Annotated in this window: 12 protein-coding genes and 1 pseudogene; 3 read left to right on the forward strand and 10 right to left on the reverse strand. The window is 62.9% G+C overall.

Translation table 11 applies throughout. From position 1 onward, the window contains the following. Positions 1 to 165: 165 nt before the first annotated feature. Complete coding sequence (locus K7W42_RS15545; protein WP_224575743.1) at positions 166 to 1,047, reverse strand: IclR family transcriptional regulator; 882 nt, start codon at positions 1,045 to 1,047, stop codon at positions 166 to 168. A gap of 573 nt (positions 1,048 to 1,620) precedes the next feature. Between K7W42_RS15545 and K7W42_RS15550 the strand changes: the two genes are divergently transcribed. Next, positions 1,621 to 3,249, forward strand: coding sequence for a S8 family peptidase (locus K7W42_RS15550; protein WP_224575745.1), 1,629 nt, complete (start codon positions 1,621 to 1,623; stop codon positions 3,247 to 3,249). 214 nt (positions 3,250 to 3,463) lie between these two features. Here the strand turns inward: K7W42_RS15550 and K7W42_RS15555 are convergent. From K7W42_RS15555 to K7W42_RS15570, 4 genes and pseudogenes are all read right to left on the reverse strand, one after another. Further along, a pseudogene (locus K7W42_RS15555) lies at positions 3,464 to 4,174 on the reverse strand (IS6 family transposase). A gap of 36 nt (positions 4,175 to 4,210) precedes the next feature. Then, positions 4,211 to 5,062: a carbohydrate ABC transporter permease gene (locus tag K7W42_RS15560; RefSeq protein ID WP_224575747.1), complete on the reverse strand. Its 852-nt coding sequence runs from the start codon at positions 5,060 to 5,062 to the stop codon at positions 4,211 to 4,213. Then, positions 5,059 to 5,973, reverse strand: a complete 915-nt coding sequence (locus K7W42_RS15565; protein WP_224575749.1) for a carbohydrate ABC transporter permease — start codon at positions 5,971 to 5,973, stop codon at positions 5,059 to 5,061. The genes K7W42_RS15560 and K7W42_RS15565 overlap by 4 nt, the downstream gene beginning before the upstream one ends. 93 nt (positions 5,974 to 6,066) lie before the next feature. Continuing rightward, positions 6,067 to 7,320: an ABC transporter substrate-binding protein gene (locus K7W42_RS15570; protein WP_224575751.1), complete on the reverse strand. Its 1,254-nt coding sequence runs from the start codon at positions 7,318 to 7,320 to the stop codon at positions 6,067 to 6,069. Positions 7,321 to 7,597: 277 nt separating this feature from the next. On the opposite strand from K7W42_RS15570, the gene K7W42_RS15575 reads away from it, so the two are divergent. Continuing rightward, a complete protein-coding gene (locus K7W42_RS15575) occupies positions 7,598 to 8,026 on the forward strand; it encodes a hypothetical protein (protein WP_224575754.1) in 429 nt (142 codons plus the stop codon). A gap of 328 nt (positions 8,027 to 8,354) precedes the next feature. Then, positions 8,355 to 8,942 carry a transposase gene (locus K7W42_RS15580; protein ID WP_224575755.1) on the forward strand — a complete coding sequence of 196 codons (588 nt, stop codon included), beginning with the start codon at positions 8,355 to 8,357 and terminating at the stop codon, positions 8,940 to 8,942. A 406-nt stretch (positions 8,943 to 9,348) separates the two neighbouring features. Here the strand turns inward: K7W42_RS15580 and K7W42_RS15585 are convergent, their stop codons facing one another. The 5 genes from K7W42_RS15585 to K7W42_RS15605 all read right to left on the reverse strand — a co-directional run bounded on the left by K7W42_RS15585 (position 9,349) and on the right by K7W42_RS15605 (position 17,256). Then, entirely contained in the window at positions 9,349 to 10,113 is a 765-nt protein-coding gene (locus tag K7W42_RS15585; protein ID WP_224575756.1) for a carbon-nitrogen hydrolase family protein, read from the reverse strand. Positions 10,114 to 10,281: 168 nt separating this feature from the next. Further along, positions 10,282 to 10,977 carry a 4'-phosphopantetheinyl transferase family protein gene (locus tag K7W42_RS23300; RefSeq protein WP_224575757.1) on the reverse strand — a complete coding sequence of 232 codons (696 nt, stop codon included), beginning with the start codon at positions 10,975 to 10,977 and terminating at the stop codon, positions 10,282 to 10,284. 66 nt (positions 10,978 to 11,043) lie between these two features. Continuing rightward, positions 11,044 to 11,373 (reverse strand): AzlD domain-containing protein, encoded by a 330-nt coding sequence (locus K7W42_RS15595; protein ID WP_224575758.1) that lies wholly within the window; start codon positions 11,371 to 11,373, stop codon positions 11,044 to 11,046. After that, complete coding sequence (locus K7W42_RS15600) at positions 11,370 to 12,128, reverse strand: AzlC family ABC transporter permease (RefSeq protein ID WP_224575759.1); 759 nt, start codon at positions 12,126 to 12,128, stop codon at positions 11,370 to 11,372. The genes K7W42_RS15595 and K7W42_RS15600 overlap by 4 nt, the downstream gene beginning before the upstream one ends. A 10-nt stretch (positions 12,129 to 12,138) precedes the next feature. Next, complete coding sequence (locus K7W42_RS15605) at positions 12,139 to 17,256, reverse strand: non-ribosomal peptide synthetase (protein ID WP_224575760.1); 5,118 nt, start codon at positions 17,254 to 17,256, stop codon at positions 12,139 to 12,141. Positions 17,257 to 17,259 lie beyond the last annotated feature (3 nt).

Below are 17,259 nucleotides of genomic sequence, written 5' to 3' on the forward strand. Positions count from 1 at the left end.
CTGATGCGAATACTGTTTGCGGTCGTTGGAGTGTCGTCTGGCCCAGTGGTGAAGAAGCCGGATGACGGCTCAATTGTGATGGAGACGGTCTCGAGCTATACCGTCTCCATTTTTTGCCTTCTGAGAGCTGCTGACCCGGTCAAGGAGTGATCCCCAAACGAGGTTTCAGATGGGGTAATTCACGAGGTCATTCCCAACCGAGGACGCCTCTGTGAACGCCAGAACATTCACGCTCTCCAGAATCTGGAGAAAGAACGCCGGGTCGCCCTGCCATTCCCGCGTGTACCCGAGGTCACGTGAGATCCGCTGCGCCGCCTGATTCAAGAGGCCCAGTTCCTGTTCCAGCACAGCCCGGGACGGAGGCGTGCTGCGCGAGCGCTCCAGGCCAATAGACGCCACCAGACGGCCGTCCCCCTGAAACACTGGGGCCGCGAGGTCACAGCGGTCGGCCGGCTGCCGGCTGACCTCCAGCGCCAGCCAGGCTTTGCGGGTCAGGCCATCCAGCAGCTCCTGGTGTGGGCGGGTGTGTGGGTGCTCGGCCCAGAGGCTCGCCAGGACGCTGCGCCGCACCTCCTGCGGGGCGAAGGCCAGCAGCACCCGTGAGACCGCCCCCGCCGACAGATCCAGCGCGGCGCCCACCTGCACCCGTTCGGCGGGGTGTTCTGGAGACGCCACCACCTCCAGGGTGAGGGCTTCCTGGCTTTCCAGCACAGACCAGCTGACCGCCAACCCCGTCAGGCGGTGCAGGTGCTCCAGGTGGGGCAGCGCGAGGCGGCGCGAGGGCGAGGACGCCATGGCGTTGGCACTGAGCCGAACGAGCTGACTGCCCAGCCGGTACTGCATGTGGTCACGGCGCAGGAACTGATATTTCTCTAACACCCGGATGGCGCGCAGACAACTTGCGGAGGGCAGGCCACTGGCCCTCGACAGCCCTGAGAGGGTCCAGACCGGTTCCTTGGCCGTAAAAAATGTCAGCAGATAGAGGGGCCGCTCCAGCGTGGGCACGGCCGGATCGTCGGAGGGGTTGGTGGACTGGGCAGGGGACATGGAAAGGCCTGTGTTCAGAGCAGAAGGGGGTAAGGTCGGCTGACCCCGTTCAGACGACAAGTCTACCTGTTCGTGACCTTCTGGCCGGCTCATCCCTGACCGGTGGCCATGACCCGGTTGCCCCCCAGGCCCTGGGCCTGGCTGAGCAGGCGTTCTGCGGAGCGCGCAGAGGTGTAGATGCTTCATCACCGAGACTGGAACGCGAGATACGGCGGCCAGCAGCAGTCGCCAACTTCATAAGTCCAGTGTTGGGTGAGCAGAACTCAGTGCACGGGAAAGGATGCTGAATGACCTGGGTCAGAGGGAGTAGAGAAGTAAGGACGAGTGATTTCGGCACTTGTTGCATCAGGTGCTCCAGGCGTGCTGATGAAGGTCATTAGATCCTAAGTCATTCTTTTCGATGAATGAAATTATCTTGGCTCTAGGATCCTTTATCGGTAAAGTTGCCTATACATATTAATTTATTCACACTTTGCTGACATCTACACTCACGTCGTCACCACAACGTTTTTCCTGCACTGCACCTGCGGTGGCCCTTTTGTTCGCTCAGTGAACAATTGTCTGGAGGCTCATATGAATGTACGGCTCGCTACTGGAACCCTTGGCTTGACCCTGCTCCTTGCTGCTTGTGGACAACAGACCCCGACTGCACAGCAGCCCACTGCTCAGCCTAAACTTCAAGGCTCGCTGCCGACGACCGTGACGCGTACAGCTGCCCCTTTGCTGGGCACGAGCAACCCTGCAGCCATTCCTGGCCAATACATCGTGGTCCTGAGTGAAGGCGCTGTCAGCAATCTGTCCGTGCAGAGTGCCGGCGGATTGGTGAGCAGCCTTGGTCTGAACCCGCAGGGCGTGACGATTCAGCACGTCTACGGGGCGGCCCTCAACGGCTTTGCCGCCAAACTGAGCGCGCAGAACCTGCAAACGCTACGCAGTGATCCCCGTGTGAAATACATTGAGCAGGACTCCACCTTCACGGCGAGTGCGACGCAGTCCAATGCCACCTGGGGCATTGACCGTGTTGATCAGCGCAGCTTGCCGCTCAGCGGCACGTACACTTACGATGTCACGGCAAGCAACGTGACGGCGTACATCATTGACACTGGGATCCGGACGACTCACCAGCAGTACGGTGGCCGTGCCGTTTGGGGCATCAACCAGACAGGTGACGGTCAGAACACGGACTGTAATGGCCACGGCACTCACGTCGCGGGCACGGTCGGCAGCACGACCTATGGTGTGGCGAAGAGTGTCAAACTGGTCGCTGTCAAGGTGTTGGGGTGCGACGGTTCTGGTTCCAACAGTGGCATCATTGCGGGTGTCAATTGGGCGGTCAGCAACAAGAGTGGCCCGGCAGTGGCGAACATGAGCCTGGGTGGCGGCTTCAGCCAGGCCTCCAATGACGCTGTGACCAACGCATACAACAAGGGTCTCTTCATTGCGGTAGCCGCTGGCAACAACAATGGCGATGCGTGCCAGATCTCTCCAGCTAGTGCGCCGAATGCATTTACTGTTGGGGCCACCACCAAAGCTGACCGCCGGGCCGATCCGCAGGACTGGGGCTATGACCGCAACGGGAACCCTCTGGGCAGCAATTACGGGACCTGTGTGGATATCCTCGCTCCAGGGACTGGCATTCTCAGCACAGTGAGGACCAGCGATACCTCGGTGGACGATAAGAACTGGAACGGCACCTCCATGGCCACACCCCATGTGACGGGCGCAGCCGCCCTAGTCCTGTCTGCCAACCCGAGCTACACGCCAGCTCAAGTCGCTTCGGCGCTGAACAACACCGCCACGACAGGCAAGCTGACGAACCTCAATGGCAGCCCGAACAAACTGCTGTTCACCAACCCTGGTGGCGGGACCACCCCGACGCCAGACCCTGATCCCACGCCGACCCCCGGCAGCAAGACCTACACCGGCACCGTGAATGCTGGCCAGTTCAGCTACCAGCCCGGCACAGCAGGCTTTACCTATGCGGGCGGTACCCTGAAAGCGACCCTCACTGGCGCCACCGGCACCGACTTTGATCTCTACCTCCTGAAAAAGAACACGAACGGGACCTGGGCCTACGTGGCCGAGAGCGAAACCCCCTCCAGCAGCGAAACCATTACGTACAACGCGACCAGCGGCACGTATGTCTGGGGCGTGTATGGGTACGCTGGCAGCGGTCAGTACACCCTCGTCGAAACAAAATAATCCTCTCCCAGTGGCGGCTGGGGACTGGAGGGGCACGCCAAGGCGTGCCCCTTACTGATTCAGACACCACTGAGAGAGAACCAATCAAACGAAAAACGCTTGTCCGAACTCTTCGCCCCGACGTCCCGACATCTTCGCCGAGGTTCTATGAAACGTCACCTGACCGGGTGTGGCAAGTTGTTGGTGCTCAGAGGTGCGGCGCGTGGTCTGAAGTTCAGACCACGCGCCGCACCACTTCCTGCCACGTCTTGAACGCAGATTGTTGCTGGTAACGACGATGGCGAGCGCGGACAGTGGAGCGAGCGGCGTGGTGAATGTTCGAGACTCGAGCGTGCACGCCCGAGAAAGCCCTGTGCTCGTGGTCGTGACCTGAACCCCCGCTGCTGACGTTCGTGTCGTGGTGTGGAGCGGTGAGAGTGCAGGGTCAGATTTTTGCATCAGGCGGAGGAGATGACTTGGACGTGCTCCACGCTGTGGAGCACAGGAACTTGCCGAAGGGCTGCACCAGAACTCCAGAGCTTGTCCGTATGGATGACCTCCGGCACGTCGTCCTTCCTCAGCAGCCGGGAGAAGAACGATTGGGCGGCCTCCGTGTCTCGGTGTTGCGGTAACACGACGTCCAACACGGCGCCATGCTCGTTGACCGCCCGCCAGAGCCAGTGTTTGACGCCGCCGACATCCACGTACAGTTCATCGAGGTGCCACCGGGAACCACGACGTGGTTCCCGGTGGCGAAGGCGCTGGGCGAAGAGATCGCTGAAGTTGATGCACCAAGTGCGGATAGATTCACGGGTTACGCAGATGCCTGCTCCAACAACAGTTCTTCGATATCGCGGTCGCTCAGGGTCAATCGGTGGGAGAGCCACACAGCGTACCCAATGACCGCGAGAGGGAACCAGTCGCCGGGGAGCTCCTGGCCGCTCAACACCGCGTCACCCTACCCCAACACCTTGCCACAACTTTACTTCAATGCTCCTCCCGTAATGCCACTGACCAATTGCCGGGAAAACACGGCGTACAGCACCATAATGGGTACGATGGCCAGCGTCAGAGCCGCCAGAACTGCGTTGTAATCGTTGACGAATTGCCCTAGAAACGCGCTTGCCCCCAGCACTACCGTTTTGGTCTTCTCGCCTGGTGCCAGGATGAGTGGGAACCACAAGTCATTCCAGATCGGAATCATACTGATGGCTGTCACGGCCCCGATGGCTGGGCGTACCAGGGGCAGGATGAGAGTGTAGACGCGGTATTCGCTGGCGCCGTCAATCCGGGCCGCCTCTTTCAGATCCCGCGGCACACCCTGCATGAAGGAGCGCAGGACAAATACCGCCAGTGGAATGCCCTGCGCCGTGTAGACCAGGATCAGGGCCCAGAGCGTATTGACGAGATGCAGACTGACCATCAAGTTCAAGATGCCCACCGTCCCCAGGCGAATAGGCACCATGATGCCGATAGATAGGTACAGGGCCAAAAGCGGGTTGAGGCGGAAGCGGTATTCGCTGAGTGCGAAAGCTGCCATGCTACTCACCAGCACGATCAGCAGCAGAGAACCAACCGTGACGGTCAGGCTATTGAGAAAGAACAAGCCGAAATTTGCGGAACTGGCCACCGTTTTATACCCTTCGAGTGTGAAGCTCTGTGCGGTGGGCAGCGCAAACGGCTGCGCAAAAATGCTCAGACGGTCCTTGAATGAATTCATGATGATCAGCAGTGTGGGCAACGTCGCCAGCAGACTGAACAGCAGAAGACCTGCGTGAGCCAGCACCTGAGCGCGGCGGCCGACCACTGGCGCACTTTGATCTGCGGCGGTCACAACTCAACCTCATTGAGGCGGCGCTGCCACAGCACGAGGTACAGCAACAGGCCGATCAGAATCAGAAGCAGCATAAAGCCGGCCACTGCTGCGCCCATGTGAGGGTCGCCGGGTTGCAACTGATACCCAAAAAACGTGCGGTAGAACAGCGTCCCCAGGAGATCCGAGGCAAAATTTGGGCCAGCCAGGGCGCCCTGAACGGAATACACCAGGTCAAAGGCGTTGAAGTTTCCCACGAAGGTCAGGATGCCTACGATACCGACTGTCGGGAGAATCAGCGGCAATTGGATGCGCCGGAAAATAGTCCATGCGCCGGCGCCGTCGAGGCGAGCGGCCTCGTACAGCTCATCAGGAATCCGGACCAAAGCCGCCAAAAAGAGGAGCATGGGAATGCCGATGTTCTGCCACACACTGATCAGTGACAGGGTCGAGAGTGCCGTGTGCTCAAGCCCCAGCCACGGCTGATCCAGCACTTCCAAATGGAGTGGCGTCAAGAGGCCGCGCTGCACGCCCCATGCGGGATTCAAAATGAGTTTCCAGACGAAACCGACGATCACCACAGACAACACCGTAGGCGTGAACAGCACTGTGCGGTAAAAGGTGCTGCCCCGCAGGCGGAAGCTCAGGAGCACCGCCAGCAGTAAGCCCACAGGATTTTGGACCAGCATGTGAATCAGGAAGAAGACAAAGTTATTGGCCGCTGCCTTCCACAGTGGCCGGGCGTAGAGCTCTGTGGTGAGCAGGCGAGCGTAATTCTCAAAGCCGGCGAAGTGGACGGCCCCTTGAGCTGTCGTGGACTGCAGGGACAGCCACAGGGACGACAGAATGGGATAGATCATGACCAGTGTGTAAATCAGCAGAGCAGGTGCAAGAAAGACGAAAAGATGCCACGGCAGGGGGCGTCGAGTCATAGGGCTCCTTCAGAGGGCGCCGCCCACCCAGGGGTTGGGTGGGCGGCGGATGGAAGCAGTGGAGGCGCGCCTTTTAGGCGCGTTGGCCTGGATTCACTTGCCCTTCTGCGGCGCGTACCAGCTGGCGAGATTTTTCTGCACCAGATCGGCGGCGGCCTGCGGGGTCATAGTCCTGTTGAGTAGCTGTGATGAAGCATTCCACAGGTCGTTTTCGTTGTTAGGATTGGCATTGCGCGACAGGATCTGGTACGAGGTCCGGAAGCTCTTCCCGCACTGGCTGCGCCACTTCAGAAAGTCCTGAGCGACCGGGTCTTTGACCGTGTACTTCACGTTCGCCAACGGGAAAAAGCCGGGTAGTGCGTTGGCGTAGAGTGAAGCGAAGGTGTCCGAAGCGACCCAATTCAGGAAGGTCTTGGCGGCGGCTTGATTCTTGCTCGCCGCGTTGATGCCCATGCCGATGTCGGGATGGTCATCCACCACGCACTTCTGACCTGCAATGGAGTACGGCGCGAAAGCCCCGAGGTCCATCTTGGGGTTCATCTGCCGGAAGGTGCCAATGTCCCAGCTGCCGGCCGGATACACGGCGCCCCGCCCCTGCGCGAACATGTTCTGCGCGTCAGCGTAAGCCAACGCCTGATAGCCACGCGGCAAATAGGGCTGCCAACGGGCGAGCGCCTGCCACGCCTGCAAAAACCCGCCCTTGTTGTACTGGGCCGCGCCGCTGATCAGGCCCTTGCGCCCGGTCTCGCCCTTCCAGAGGGTCGGCCCGATGTTCTGGAAGCCCATGGTCGCCGCCTCCCACTGGTCCTTGGTGCCCATGACCAGCGGCTCGTACTTGCCGCCCTGCTTGACCTTGCCCAGCAGCGCCAGGAACTGCGCTTCAGAGGTAGGGGCACTCAGCCCCAGTTCTTTGAAGACCGCCTTGTTGTACAGGAACCCGTGAATGACTGATGCCATCGGAATACAGAAGGTCGTCTTGCCGTCATCGGTGGACCAGGCGGCTCGAGCCACTGCATCAAAGTTTTTCAGGCCGCTCAAACCCTTGAGGCTTACTAGCCGTTTAGCCGTATAGAGCTCCAGGCTTTTGTCGAAGGGTCGACAGGTGATGAGGTCGCCAGCGGTGCCCGCCTTCAGTTTGGCATCCAGTACAGCGTTGTATTCCGGGGGCGCGCTGGGTGAGAAGACGACGTGGATGTCCGGATGGGACTTCTCAAAAGCGGGAATGATCGTGTCACGCCAGATTCTGAGGTCGTCGTTGCGCCAACTTTCGATGGTCAGTGTCGTCTTTTGAGCTGCGGCAAGACTGCTGGCGAGAAGAAGCGAAAGGGAAAGCCAGAATCGTTTCATGCATGACCTCCGCTCCAGGCACAGAAACCTGTGGCGCCGCACCTGAAAATTAATTTTATCAACCATAGACCAACAGAAAAAAACTTGCAAATGGACGAATGGTCAGCCAAAGGTTGCCGCCTTTTGTGAAGGGTCTGACTGTACCTATACGTGTTCAATTCCAGCTCGTTGAGAGCTAAGGGTTCAACCTAAATTGTTTGAACCCTATGACCTGTAGCCCAACAGGTGTTGGGTCTCTTCTCACTGGTCACTTGAGGAGTGCCCACACCCTAGAAATATGACCTCACGTCCGTATACAGCCCTGGCAGCCCTGCTCTTCTTGGCGCCGGCTTCGCTCTCGTCATCGGCCGAAGCCCAGGTCATGAACCGGCCACAGGACGTCATCATCAGGTATTACAATGCGCTCGGCCACAAGGACTACGCGGCGGCCTACGCCCTGTGGGACCGCAACGGCCAGAACAGCGGCAAGAGCTACGCGGCCTTCAAAAACGGGTTTGCTCAAACGTATGCCACTTATGTTGCTATCACCGGACCCGTGCGGGTTGAGGGCGCCGCCGGCTCACTGTACGCCACTGTGCCCGTCAAAGTCACGGCCCAACTCAAGACTGGTCAGCAGCAAGCGTTCTCTGGCACCTACGTCGTGCGCAAAAACAACACAGGTGCGGGAGTACAGATGTGGCGGATTGACCGCGCAGCACTGCGCTGAAGATGGCCTGACCTCAGGCGGTTGTCGCAAGTTGCTGAGGCAGAGTGACGCGGTGATAAGCTTCCTGTTGACCGATTTCCTCTCGCAGTGATCGGCTATGCCGTCTGGCTCTACCATCAGTTCACGCTCAGCTACCGTGACATTGAGGACCTGCTGCTGGAACAGGGCTTCTGCGTCGCCCATGACTCCATTCGGACTAGGTGCATCAACCTCAGTGATCTCACTGCTCGGGGTCTCCGTCACCGGGAACCCCGCCCTGGTTCCCGGTGGCATCTGGACGAGATGCAGATCCTGTCGGCCAATTCATTGATGGGTGCAGACTCTGCACATGTCCCTGAACATCCAGCCCCTGGAGCCCATCCCTGAAGAAACCGCTCAGGTGGCCCGGCTTGCCTTTCCCAAGGGCCCAGTGGCAACCAGGCTGCGGGATGCGTTCCAGCAGCTGTATCGGAATGAATCTTTCCAGACGCTGTCTTCGCGTCGAGGCCCACCTGCGTTTTCTCCCTGGCGGCTGGCCTTGGTGACGGTACTGCACTTCATGGAGCAGTTGAGTGATCGTCAAGCGGCCGATGCGGTTCGGGGACGCACCCACTGGACATACGCGCTCGTCTCAGAATTGACGGATCCTGGCTTCCACTTGAGTGTCCTGTTCGAATGTCGCAGTCGCTTGGTAGGCAGCAGCGCGTGTGCGCTGCTGCTTGACTTGATGTTGGAGCGGTGTCGAGCAGAACAGCTGGTCAAGGCGCGAGGAAAGCAACGAACCGACTCACCCCATGTTTTGGCGACGGTGCGCGAACTTCATTTGACCGAGCTGATCGCCGAAACGCTGCGGGCCACATTGAATGATCTCGCCACCGTCGAGCCGGACTGGCGGCGAGACGGGGCTCCACCAGCGTGGTTCGAGCGCTCCTCATGACGGATTGAGGAGAAACATCTGCCGCACGCCCGGCTGGCCCGCACAACCTCTGTCATTCAGGTGGGGCAGGACAGTTTTGCCCTGCTGGACGCCATTCAGGCCTACGACGCTGGAGGGTCAATTCAAGTCCTGTGGGAACGTCCTACGGTACAGATCCTTTGGCAGGTGTGGGCGCACCACTTTGAACGCCAAGCGAAAGCTTGCCGTTGGCAAGAGCCTGGAGAATGCCTGCCGACCAGTGAGCGCGTGCATTCCCCCTACGACCCTGAGGCCCATTTCAGCTTTACCGCCGCACCTAAAGTAGTAGGAGAGCCAGACAGAGGATCACATCACGGCGGGGGGAAACCGGTCGCCCGCAAGCTTTTGACCGCTCAGCACCGCGTCACTCTATCCCTACACCCTGCCACTACCCCGTTGAGCGGAAACGCATGAGGTCCCCGTAGACCAGGGTGTCCACCACCAAGGCATCTTCACTACTGGCAATCATCCGCCGCTCTCCCGTGGGGCTCCAGGTTCCGCTTTGGCCACAGGAGGTCCACCCCAGACCCGACCCGCCGTGATTGGCAAGCAGGGTGAAGACCCGGTGATCCATTGCCCGACTTGCCAGGTGCAGGTCCAGCCGACGCTCCTCACCCTGGACGTACACCGCCGACACCGCGTACACATCCATGCTTTCCTGCACAGCGCTGAGCGCATGGGCAGGGAAGGCCACGTCAAAACAGATGGCGAGGGCGATCCGCCAGCCGTCTACGGTGAGCACAGTTGGGGCGCACGTCCCAGCCTCAAACAGGCGCTGTTCCTGACCGTGCAGATGTGTCTTGGCTGCGGTCACAATGTCGCCGCTGGGGGTGAAAGCCAGCATGGCGAGGCGAGGGCGGCCAACCTCATCGTGCAGCGCTGCCCCGACAATGATCGTCAGGCCATCGGCCACAGCCGCATCCCTCAAAGGAAAGAGCCGGGCGTCCGCCGCACTCACCCAGAGCTCCGGGCGACTCAGCAGTGGAAGATCATATCCTATGAGAGACAGTTCTGGGAGAAGGAGAATCCGTGCTCCCCGCCGCGCAGCTGCGTGGGTCAGGACGACGGTTCGCTCCACGTTGTGGACAAGGTCACCTGGGGTGGGGGTGTACTGCGCCGTAGCAACCGTAAGGGTGGCATGAGGGATCCTCATGCGTTCCCCCACTCGAACTGAGCTTGGCTCCAAGATAAAAGCTTCTGCTGCACTTCTGTGCCAGAAAGATCTGAAGGGGCCCCAGAACACGGGGTAGTTTGTGGTAATTCCAGATAGGTCAACATGTTGTCCCTTTAGTCCTTCGGAATGAAATGAGGTGGAGCGCTCTCACCGGTTTGAAGAAGCGATGACAGTCAAGGTGACTGGAGAGCGGCCAATCACCAGTACGGTGCCAACCAGACGGTGTGGGTCGTCCTGCCACTGGGCAGCCGTGTAGCGGCCTGCCATTTTGCCAGAGGGCGGCCACACATGGGCGACAGATGCGGCGAGATTGACATGGTGGAGAGTGTCCAACTGGACTTCACCGAGCTTAATCAGGGCTTCTTTGTGGGTCCACAGGCGTGCCATGGCCTGTGGCCGGCTCAGGACGTTGCAGGCGGCCAGCGCAGTGCGCTCCTCGACATGAAACACCTGAGCGTTTTGAAGCAGGGCTGGCGGGAAAGTGTCCCAGTGTTCCACGTCCACACCCACTGGCTGCAGCGACGCCGCGGCCGCCACGGCCAAGCGGGTATGACTGAGGGACACCTGCACCTGCGGCTGATCTCGGAAAGAGGGAGGGCCGTGCGCGCCTCCACAAGTTGGACAGCGCTGCTGCAGGTGGAGTCTGGAGGCGCATATGCCAGTCAGCTGCGCGGCCACATGGCGAGCGAGGCGGTGCGCGGCAACATAGGCGTAGCGGTCGTGCGTGTGCCGGAACTGGTCTGCCCGGGCCTGTTCGTACGGTTGGAGCGGCCAGGGCGGGAGGGTGTCCAGCACGGCTTGACTGGTGCCCCAGGCAACATGGGTGGGAAAATGGTCAGTCACATCTAGCGCCTTCTAGGTCTTGCGGGGTCAAGCGCTGCAAGTGGAGCGCTTGACCCAACCGCTTGGTCACTGCAGCAGGAACGTCAAGCCAAAGAACACGGCGATGCCGGCGCCGCTGGCCAGCAACAACTGCTTCGTGCGGAGCATCAGCAGCAGGGTGGCCGCGCCCCCCGCGAGGGCCGGGGCTGCCCCCCGCAGGCCAGTCCACTCGCCGCTGGGGAGCAAGAGTGCGGGCACGACAATGGCGGCCAGTACCGCTGGCGGCACGTACCCCAGAAACGCCTTGACGGGTGCACTCAGGGCGCGGTCTTTCCAGAGCACCAGGGGCAGGTAACGGGGAAGGAATGTGACGAGGCCCATGGCCACGATCAGCAGGGCAGTCTGGGTCGGTGTCATGGGGTTCCTCCGTGGGCGCGGCGCTGCTCGATCTGTTCGCACAGCACGCCGACCAGCGCGCCCACGAGAATACCGGCGATCAGGCCCAGGTTATAGGGCAGGGTGTGCGTGAGCAGCGCCACCAGTCCGCCCGTGGCGGCGGCCGTCCAGGCCCGCCAGTGGCCCAGGGTGGAGGCGAGCATTGCGGCGAAGATAGCGGTCATCGGGAAATCCAGGCCGTGCTTGATGAGATCTGGGAGGGCTTCGCCGATCAGCATGCCCACCACGGTCGCGGCGAGCCAATTGACGTACATGACGCTGGACGCACCGACGAAGAACCACGGCCAGGACGGCTGCTGGCCTTCGGGGGTCTTGAAACGCTCCATCACGGTGAAGAACACCGCGTCGATCAGCCCGAAGGCGAGCAGGGCCCGCCACCTCGGCGAGAGGCCCTGCGTATGGGGGCGCAGCATCACGGCATAGATCAGCATCCGCAGACTGACGATCAGGGACGTCAGCAGGATCGCGGTGACGGTGCTGCCGTCCCGCAGCAGCGCAATCCCGATGAACTGCACCGTGCCGGAGTTCGTCAGGGCGGCCAGACCAAAGGTCTCCAGCGGGTGTAACCCACTGGTGACACCGAATGCACCTGCAATCAGCCCCATCGGGAAAGCAGACACCAAGAAGGGTGACATGGCCCGCACGCCCTGCCGCAGTGCCGCGCGGGGCGTCAAGACAGGGAAAGGAGCGCCGGCTGGGAAAGTAGAGGTGGTCATGGGGCTCCTGTCAGGCCAGGACGGCGGGCGCCGCGGCGGAGGTAGAGGCGATGAGGGCCGCCACCTGCGCCGGCTGGGTGCGGCAGAAGTAGTGCCCGCCACGCTCCAGGGTATGCAGGGTGACGTGGGAGGCGCAGGTGTGCCACGCGGCGTCCGGGGCGAATTCAGTGTGAGTGAGGGGATCGTCCTGCGCTATGACGACCGTGAGTGGCGCGCGCAGCGACCGGTCCGCCCAGTGTTCGCTGAGCGTGGCGAGGTACTGGTTGGCCCCCACCGCGTCGTCCCGGAAGCGGCGCACCATGGTGGCGCCCACGTCGGCGGCGACCCCGTCGAGTTCCGCGTAGCCAGTGGCGGTCACGAGGTAGTCCAGGACGTCCGCGTCCGACATGGCCTGCATGGTCTCCACGCCCGAGAGGGTCTGGGCGCGTCCAGCCAGCACCTTCCCAGCGACGAAGACGCGCTCCACCTCGGCGCCTGCCTCTTCCAGCAGGCGCGCAGTTTCAACCGCGACGGCTGAGCCCACGCAGTGACCCCACAGCAGGACGGGGCCCTGAATTTCACGGGTGATCACGTCTCGCAGCTGCGCGGCGAGCGCGGGCACGTCCACTGGGCCTGCGCGCTGGGCGTCGGCAAGGTCAACAGCGTACACGGCGACCCGTGCCCCGCGCGCCTGGAGGGCCTGGGCCAGCGGCTGGAAGTTGATCGCGTTGCCACCTGCATAAGGCACACAGATCAGCGTGCGGTCTACCGGGAGGTCCGCCGCGCTGACGCGGTGCAGGATCTGTGCGGTGGCCGCTGCTTTCTCGTCGGCCACCCGGGCCAGGGTGCTCAGCTGGGAGTGCCGCATCACGTCCAGCAGCGTGACGCGCCCTTCCAGCAGCAGCGCCACCCGCAGGGCCGCCAAGGAATTCCCGCCGAGGTCGAAGAAGTTGTCGGTGGCACTGATGGACCCGTACGGGACGCCCAGCAGGTCGCTCCAGACGGCCGCAATGCGCTGCTCGGTGGGGGTGGCAGGCGGGAGGTGGTCACCCTGGACCGCGGCGGTGGCCGTTCCCCGATGGAAGATGCGGCCCTCAGCAGGCGCGGCCTCCAGGGCGCCTCCAGGCAGCATACGGACCCGGCTCGCGTGGCCGGGTCGCCGACCGGGTGTGCCGACCGGCGCCAACTGCCCGGCGGTGTCCAGGATGGGCGCGCCGGAGATGAGGAGGGCCTGACGTTCAGCCTCGCCAATCAGGCTCGCGCCGCCGTGCTCCGCATTCAAGTCAGCGGTCATCAGCTCGAACGCGCGGCGGTAGTACCCGCCCATGCGCTCCACCTGCGCCGGGGTGAACACATGGTCGTGAAAGTGCAGACTCAGGCGAACGTCGTCCGTGAAGAAATGCCGTGAGAACTCAGCGCGCAGCACGAATTCCGTCTCGGAGTTCGCGCGGACGTCCAGCAGCGCGAACTCTGGGAGACGCTTCAGTTCCTTAAGGAGGTAAAAGTGCGTGTAGTTGAACGCAGTCTCGAACAGAATGTCCTGCGTGCCAAAATCCTGTTTCATGCGCGCCATCGGGTAGCGGCGGTGCGGGAGCAGCGCGGTTTCTGCGTCGTACACCCGGCGGATCAGGTCCGACCAGCGGCCTGGCGCGGCTGACACCCGGAACGGCACGGTGTTCAGAAACAGCCCGATGGCCTGCGTGGCCCCCTCCACCTCCGGGCGGCCGCTGTGTTCATAGCCGGTCATGACGTCTGAGTCGCCGGACAGCACGCTCAGGACCTTCAGATGGGCGGTCATCAGCACCGTCTTGACCGGCACGTTCAGGCGTTCAGCCAGCGAGAGGATCGCGTCGGACAGCGCGCGGGGCAGGTGAACGTCATGGAACTGCACGTTCAGTGCGCCGCCCGGATCCTGCTCTGGCGACCAGCGGGGCAGGTGCGTGAAGGGCGCGCCGTCTAAGACACTCAACCAGAATGCCTGACTGTCCGGGTTGGCGAGCGCCTGCCGTTCGAGGCCCATGTAGTTGCGCAGGTGGTTGTCCACGGCGGGCGCGGTGACCAGATCGCCGCTCAGCAGTTGGTGGTAGAACCCGAACAGCTGCGTGTGCACCAGCGTGATGCTCCAGCCGTCCAGCGCTGAGTTGTGCTGGCTGAGGGTATAGCGGCACAGGCCGTCACCAAGCACGTGCAGGTGCAGCCGCACCAGGCCGCCGTCCTCCCACACGAATCGGTGCGCTTTCTCATCTCGTAACCACTGCTGGTACCAGGCGTCCTGCTCCTCGGCACTCAGGCCGCGCAGGTCCGCGGTGAACAGTGGCAACGGCAGTTCCTGGTGTACCAGTTGCAGCGGCTGGCTGAAGCCGGTGAGATGGTAGCTCGTGCGGAAGATGGGGTTGCGCTGCACCAAGAGCCGCGCCGCGTCGCGGAAGCGCTCCAAGTCGATGGGCGCCTGGATGATGTAGCTGATGATGTCGTGGTACTGCGCGGTGCCGAACGTCAGTTCGTTCTGGAAGATTAGTCCCTCTTGCAACATGGACAGTGGGTACGCGTCCTCCAGGTCTGCCGGGAGTCGGGCGCGGTCGATCTCGCTGATCAGCTCGAACGGCTGCGCCTGATGCTGCTCCTGCGGCCCATGTGGCGCCTGCGCCAAGTGCGCGCACAGGGCCGCGACAGTCGGGTGCGCGAACAGCTGCTGGAATGTGAAGGTCAGGTTGTGCGCGCGGGCCCGGGCAAGCACGGTCACGAAGTGAATGGAGTTGCCGCCCAGCGCAAAGAAATTATCGTGGATGCCAACCCGCTCTACGCCCAGCACATCCTGCCAGATTGCGGCGAGCGCCGCCTGCTGCTCGGTCTCTGGCGCAGCGTACGGCACCCCCGCCGCGTGTTCTGGGTCTGGTAGGGCGCGGCGGTCGAGCTTACCGTTCGGGGTCAATGGGAAGGCCTCCAGGACGGTCAGGTGCGCCGGTACCATGAAGTCCGGCAGAGCCGCGGCCAACTGCTGGCGCAGCGCGCTGGGGTCCAGATCCGGGTCGCCCACCACATACCCGCACAGCACGTCCTGACCGTCCTGGCCCGGCCGGGTGAGCACCACAGCGTCCATGACGCCGGGCGCGCAGCGCAGCTGCGCCTCAACCTCCCCTAACTCGATGCGGTATCCGCGCACTTTCACCTGATGGTCGATGCGGCCCAGGTACGCCAGCGCCCCGTCGTCCTGTAGGCGGACCAGGTCCCCGGTGCGGTAGACACGGTCCTCTCCGGCGTCAGCAAGAGGTATGAACCGCTCGGCAGTCAGCTCTGGGCGCCGGTGATACCCGCGCGCCAGCCCCACGCCCGCGAGGCACAGCTCCCCAGGCACCCCGACAGGCTGCACCTGCCCCGCGCCGTTCACGACGTACACGCGCGTGTTGTCGATGGGACGGCCGATCGGCACGGTGCCCGGCAGGTCCGGCGTGCAGAACTGATGCGTGACGTCCACCGTGGCCTCGGTCGGCCCGTAGAGGTTCACCAACACCGCGCCGGTCACCGCGTGCACCAGCGCATTGAAGCGCCGCATGTGATGCTCGCCTAGCGCCTCGCCACTGGCGAACACCTGCTTCAAAGACGCCAGTCGCCCCGCGGCGCCAGTCGCGTCAACGTATGTGAGGAACGCCTGGAGCATGGACGGCACGAAGTGCAGGGTGGTCACGCCCTGGGTTTCAATGGTGCGCACCAGCAGTTCGGGATCGCGTTCACCGCCTGGGGCGAGCAGGCACACGCGCGCCCCAACGAAGAACCACCAGAACAGCTCCCAGACCGATACGTCGAACGAGGTAGGCGTCTTCTGGAGGATCACGGACGCGGGCGTGAGGGGGTAAGCGCGCTGCATCCACGCGATCCGGTTCATCACCGAGTGATGCTCGACCAGCACGCCTTTGGGGGCGCCCGTCGAGCCGGACGTGTAGATCATGTATGCCACGTCCCGCGCTGTGCCAACCACCGGCAGCGCCGAGGCGTCCGGCGAGTAGCTGAGCGGGTCGTCCAAGTGAAGTACCTGCACGGCAGGCGGCAGGGCGGACTGCAGCACGCCCTGCTGGGTGAGCAGCAGCGTCGCGCCGCTGTCCTCGAGCAGGTACGTGATGCGCGCGTCAGGGTAGCTTGGGTCAACCGGCAGGTACGCCGCGCCTACCTTGAGGATCGCCAGGATGCCGGCCAGCATCTCGGGCGAGCGGCGCGCTGCGATGGCCACGGTGCTGCCCGGCTGAACGCCGCGACCCTGTAGCGTCCGGGCGAGCCGGGTGGCCCGCGCGTCCAGCTGCGCGTAGGTCAGGCTGCCGTCGTCCGTAACAACCGCCACCACGTCCGGTGTGGCCTGCACCTGCCGGGTGAACTGTTCGTCCAGTCGCCGCGCTGCCGGGTAGGGCGCCGCCGTGTCATTCACTGCGTCCAGCAGGGTCTGATCGTCTGGCGTGACCAGCGTCACCTCGGTCAGCGGCGCGTCCGGCGCCGCCAGTGCCCCGGTCAGCAGCGCGAACAGGTGCCGGGCCAGCCGCGCCGCCCCTTGCGGGCTGACCGGGCCACCGATCTGCAGGGCACGGGTCTGCGGAACGAAGGTCAGGTGCAGACCCGCGGCCGGAGTGGGGCGGTGCAGCCCCTCCGTGCCGATCACCACGTCGAAGAGAGGCGCGGCCTGATCCGGCTCGGCGGGATCGCGGTGCACCGCGACCGGGTAGTCCTGATGTTGGGCGGCCGCCACGGTCACCTGCCGCGCCTGCTCCAGCCACTGCCGAAATGTCAGGGTGTCGTCGGCCTGAAAGCGCAGCGGCACGGCGTCTTGGAAGGTGCTTGGTACGTCGCCCGGTCCGGCGGGCCGCAGCGGCTGGCCGATTACCAAGTCAGCGTGACCGGTGTAGCGGTAGAGGAGTGCCGCGACGCCAGCGGCCAGAAGGGCGTGCAGCGCGTCTGGATCGGAGCGCGAGACCCGCTGCAACTGCACGTCCAGTTCTGCCGGGAGGGAAAATATTTCATTGGTTGTGCTGCTGGTCAGGTGCGGTTCGCTTGGGAACGCGGAACGCTCCCAGGGGGTGGCGAAGACCGCCGTCCAGTACGCCCGTGCCTGTGGCCGCTGCGCCGCCGCGACTCTCAGTTGACCGTTGGTTTCGATGGATTGCATGGG

The sequence above is a fragment of the Deinococcus betulae genome (assembly GCF_020166395.1).
Lineage (GTDB): Bacteria > Deinococcota > Deinococci > Deinococcales > Deinococcaceae > Deinococcus > Deinococcus betulae.

Bases quoted from the DNA above. Each gene is read 5' to 3' on its own strand.
- K7W42_RS15585 (WP_224575756.1), bottom strand. From the start codon at position 10,113: ATGAGGATCCCTCATGCCACCCTTACGGTTGCTACGGCGCAGTACACC.
- K7W42_RS15580 (WP_224575755.1), top strand. From the start codon at position 8,355: ATGTCCCTGAACATCCAGCCCCTGGAGCCCATCCCTGAAGAAACCGCT.
- K7W42_RS15595 (WP_224575758.1), bottom strand. From the start codon at position 11,373: ATGACACCGACCCAGACTGCCCTGCTGATCGTGGCCATGGGCCTCGTC.
- K7W42_RS15545 (WP_224575743.1), bottom strand. From the start codon at position 1,047: ATGTCCCCTGCCCAGTCCACCAACCCCTCCGACGATCCGGCCGTGCCC.
- K7W42_RS15575 (WP_224575754.1), top strand. From the start codon at position 7,598: ATGACCTCACGTCCGTATACAGCCCTGGCAGCCCTGCTCTTCTTGGCG.
- K7W42_RS15570 (WP_224575751.1), bottom strand. From the start codon at position 7,320: ATGAAACGATTCTGGCTTTCCCTTTCGCTTCTTCTCGCCAGCAGTCTT.
- K7W42_RS15600 (WP_224575759.1), bottom strand. From the start codon at position 12,128: ATGACCACCTCTACTTTCCCAGCCGGCGCTCCTTTCCCTGTCTTGACG.
- K7W42_RS15605 (WP_224575760.1), bottom strand. From the start codon at position 17,256: ATGCAATCCATCGAAACCAACGGTCAACTGAGAGTCGCGGCGGCGCAG.
- K7W42_RS15550 (WP_224575745.1), top strand. From the start codon at position 1,621: ATGAATGTACGGCTCGCTACTGGAACCCTTGGCTTGACCCTGCTCCTT.
- K7W42_RS15565 (WP_224575749.1), bottom strand. From the start codon at position 5,973: ATGACTCGACGCCCCCTGCCGTGGCATCTTTTCGTCTTTCTTGCACCT.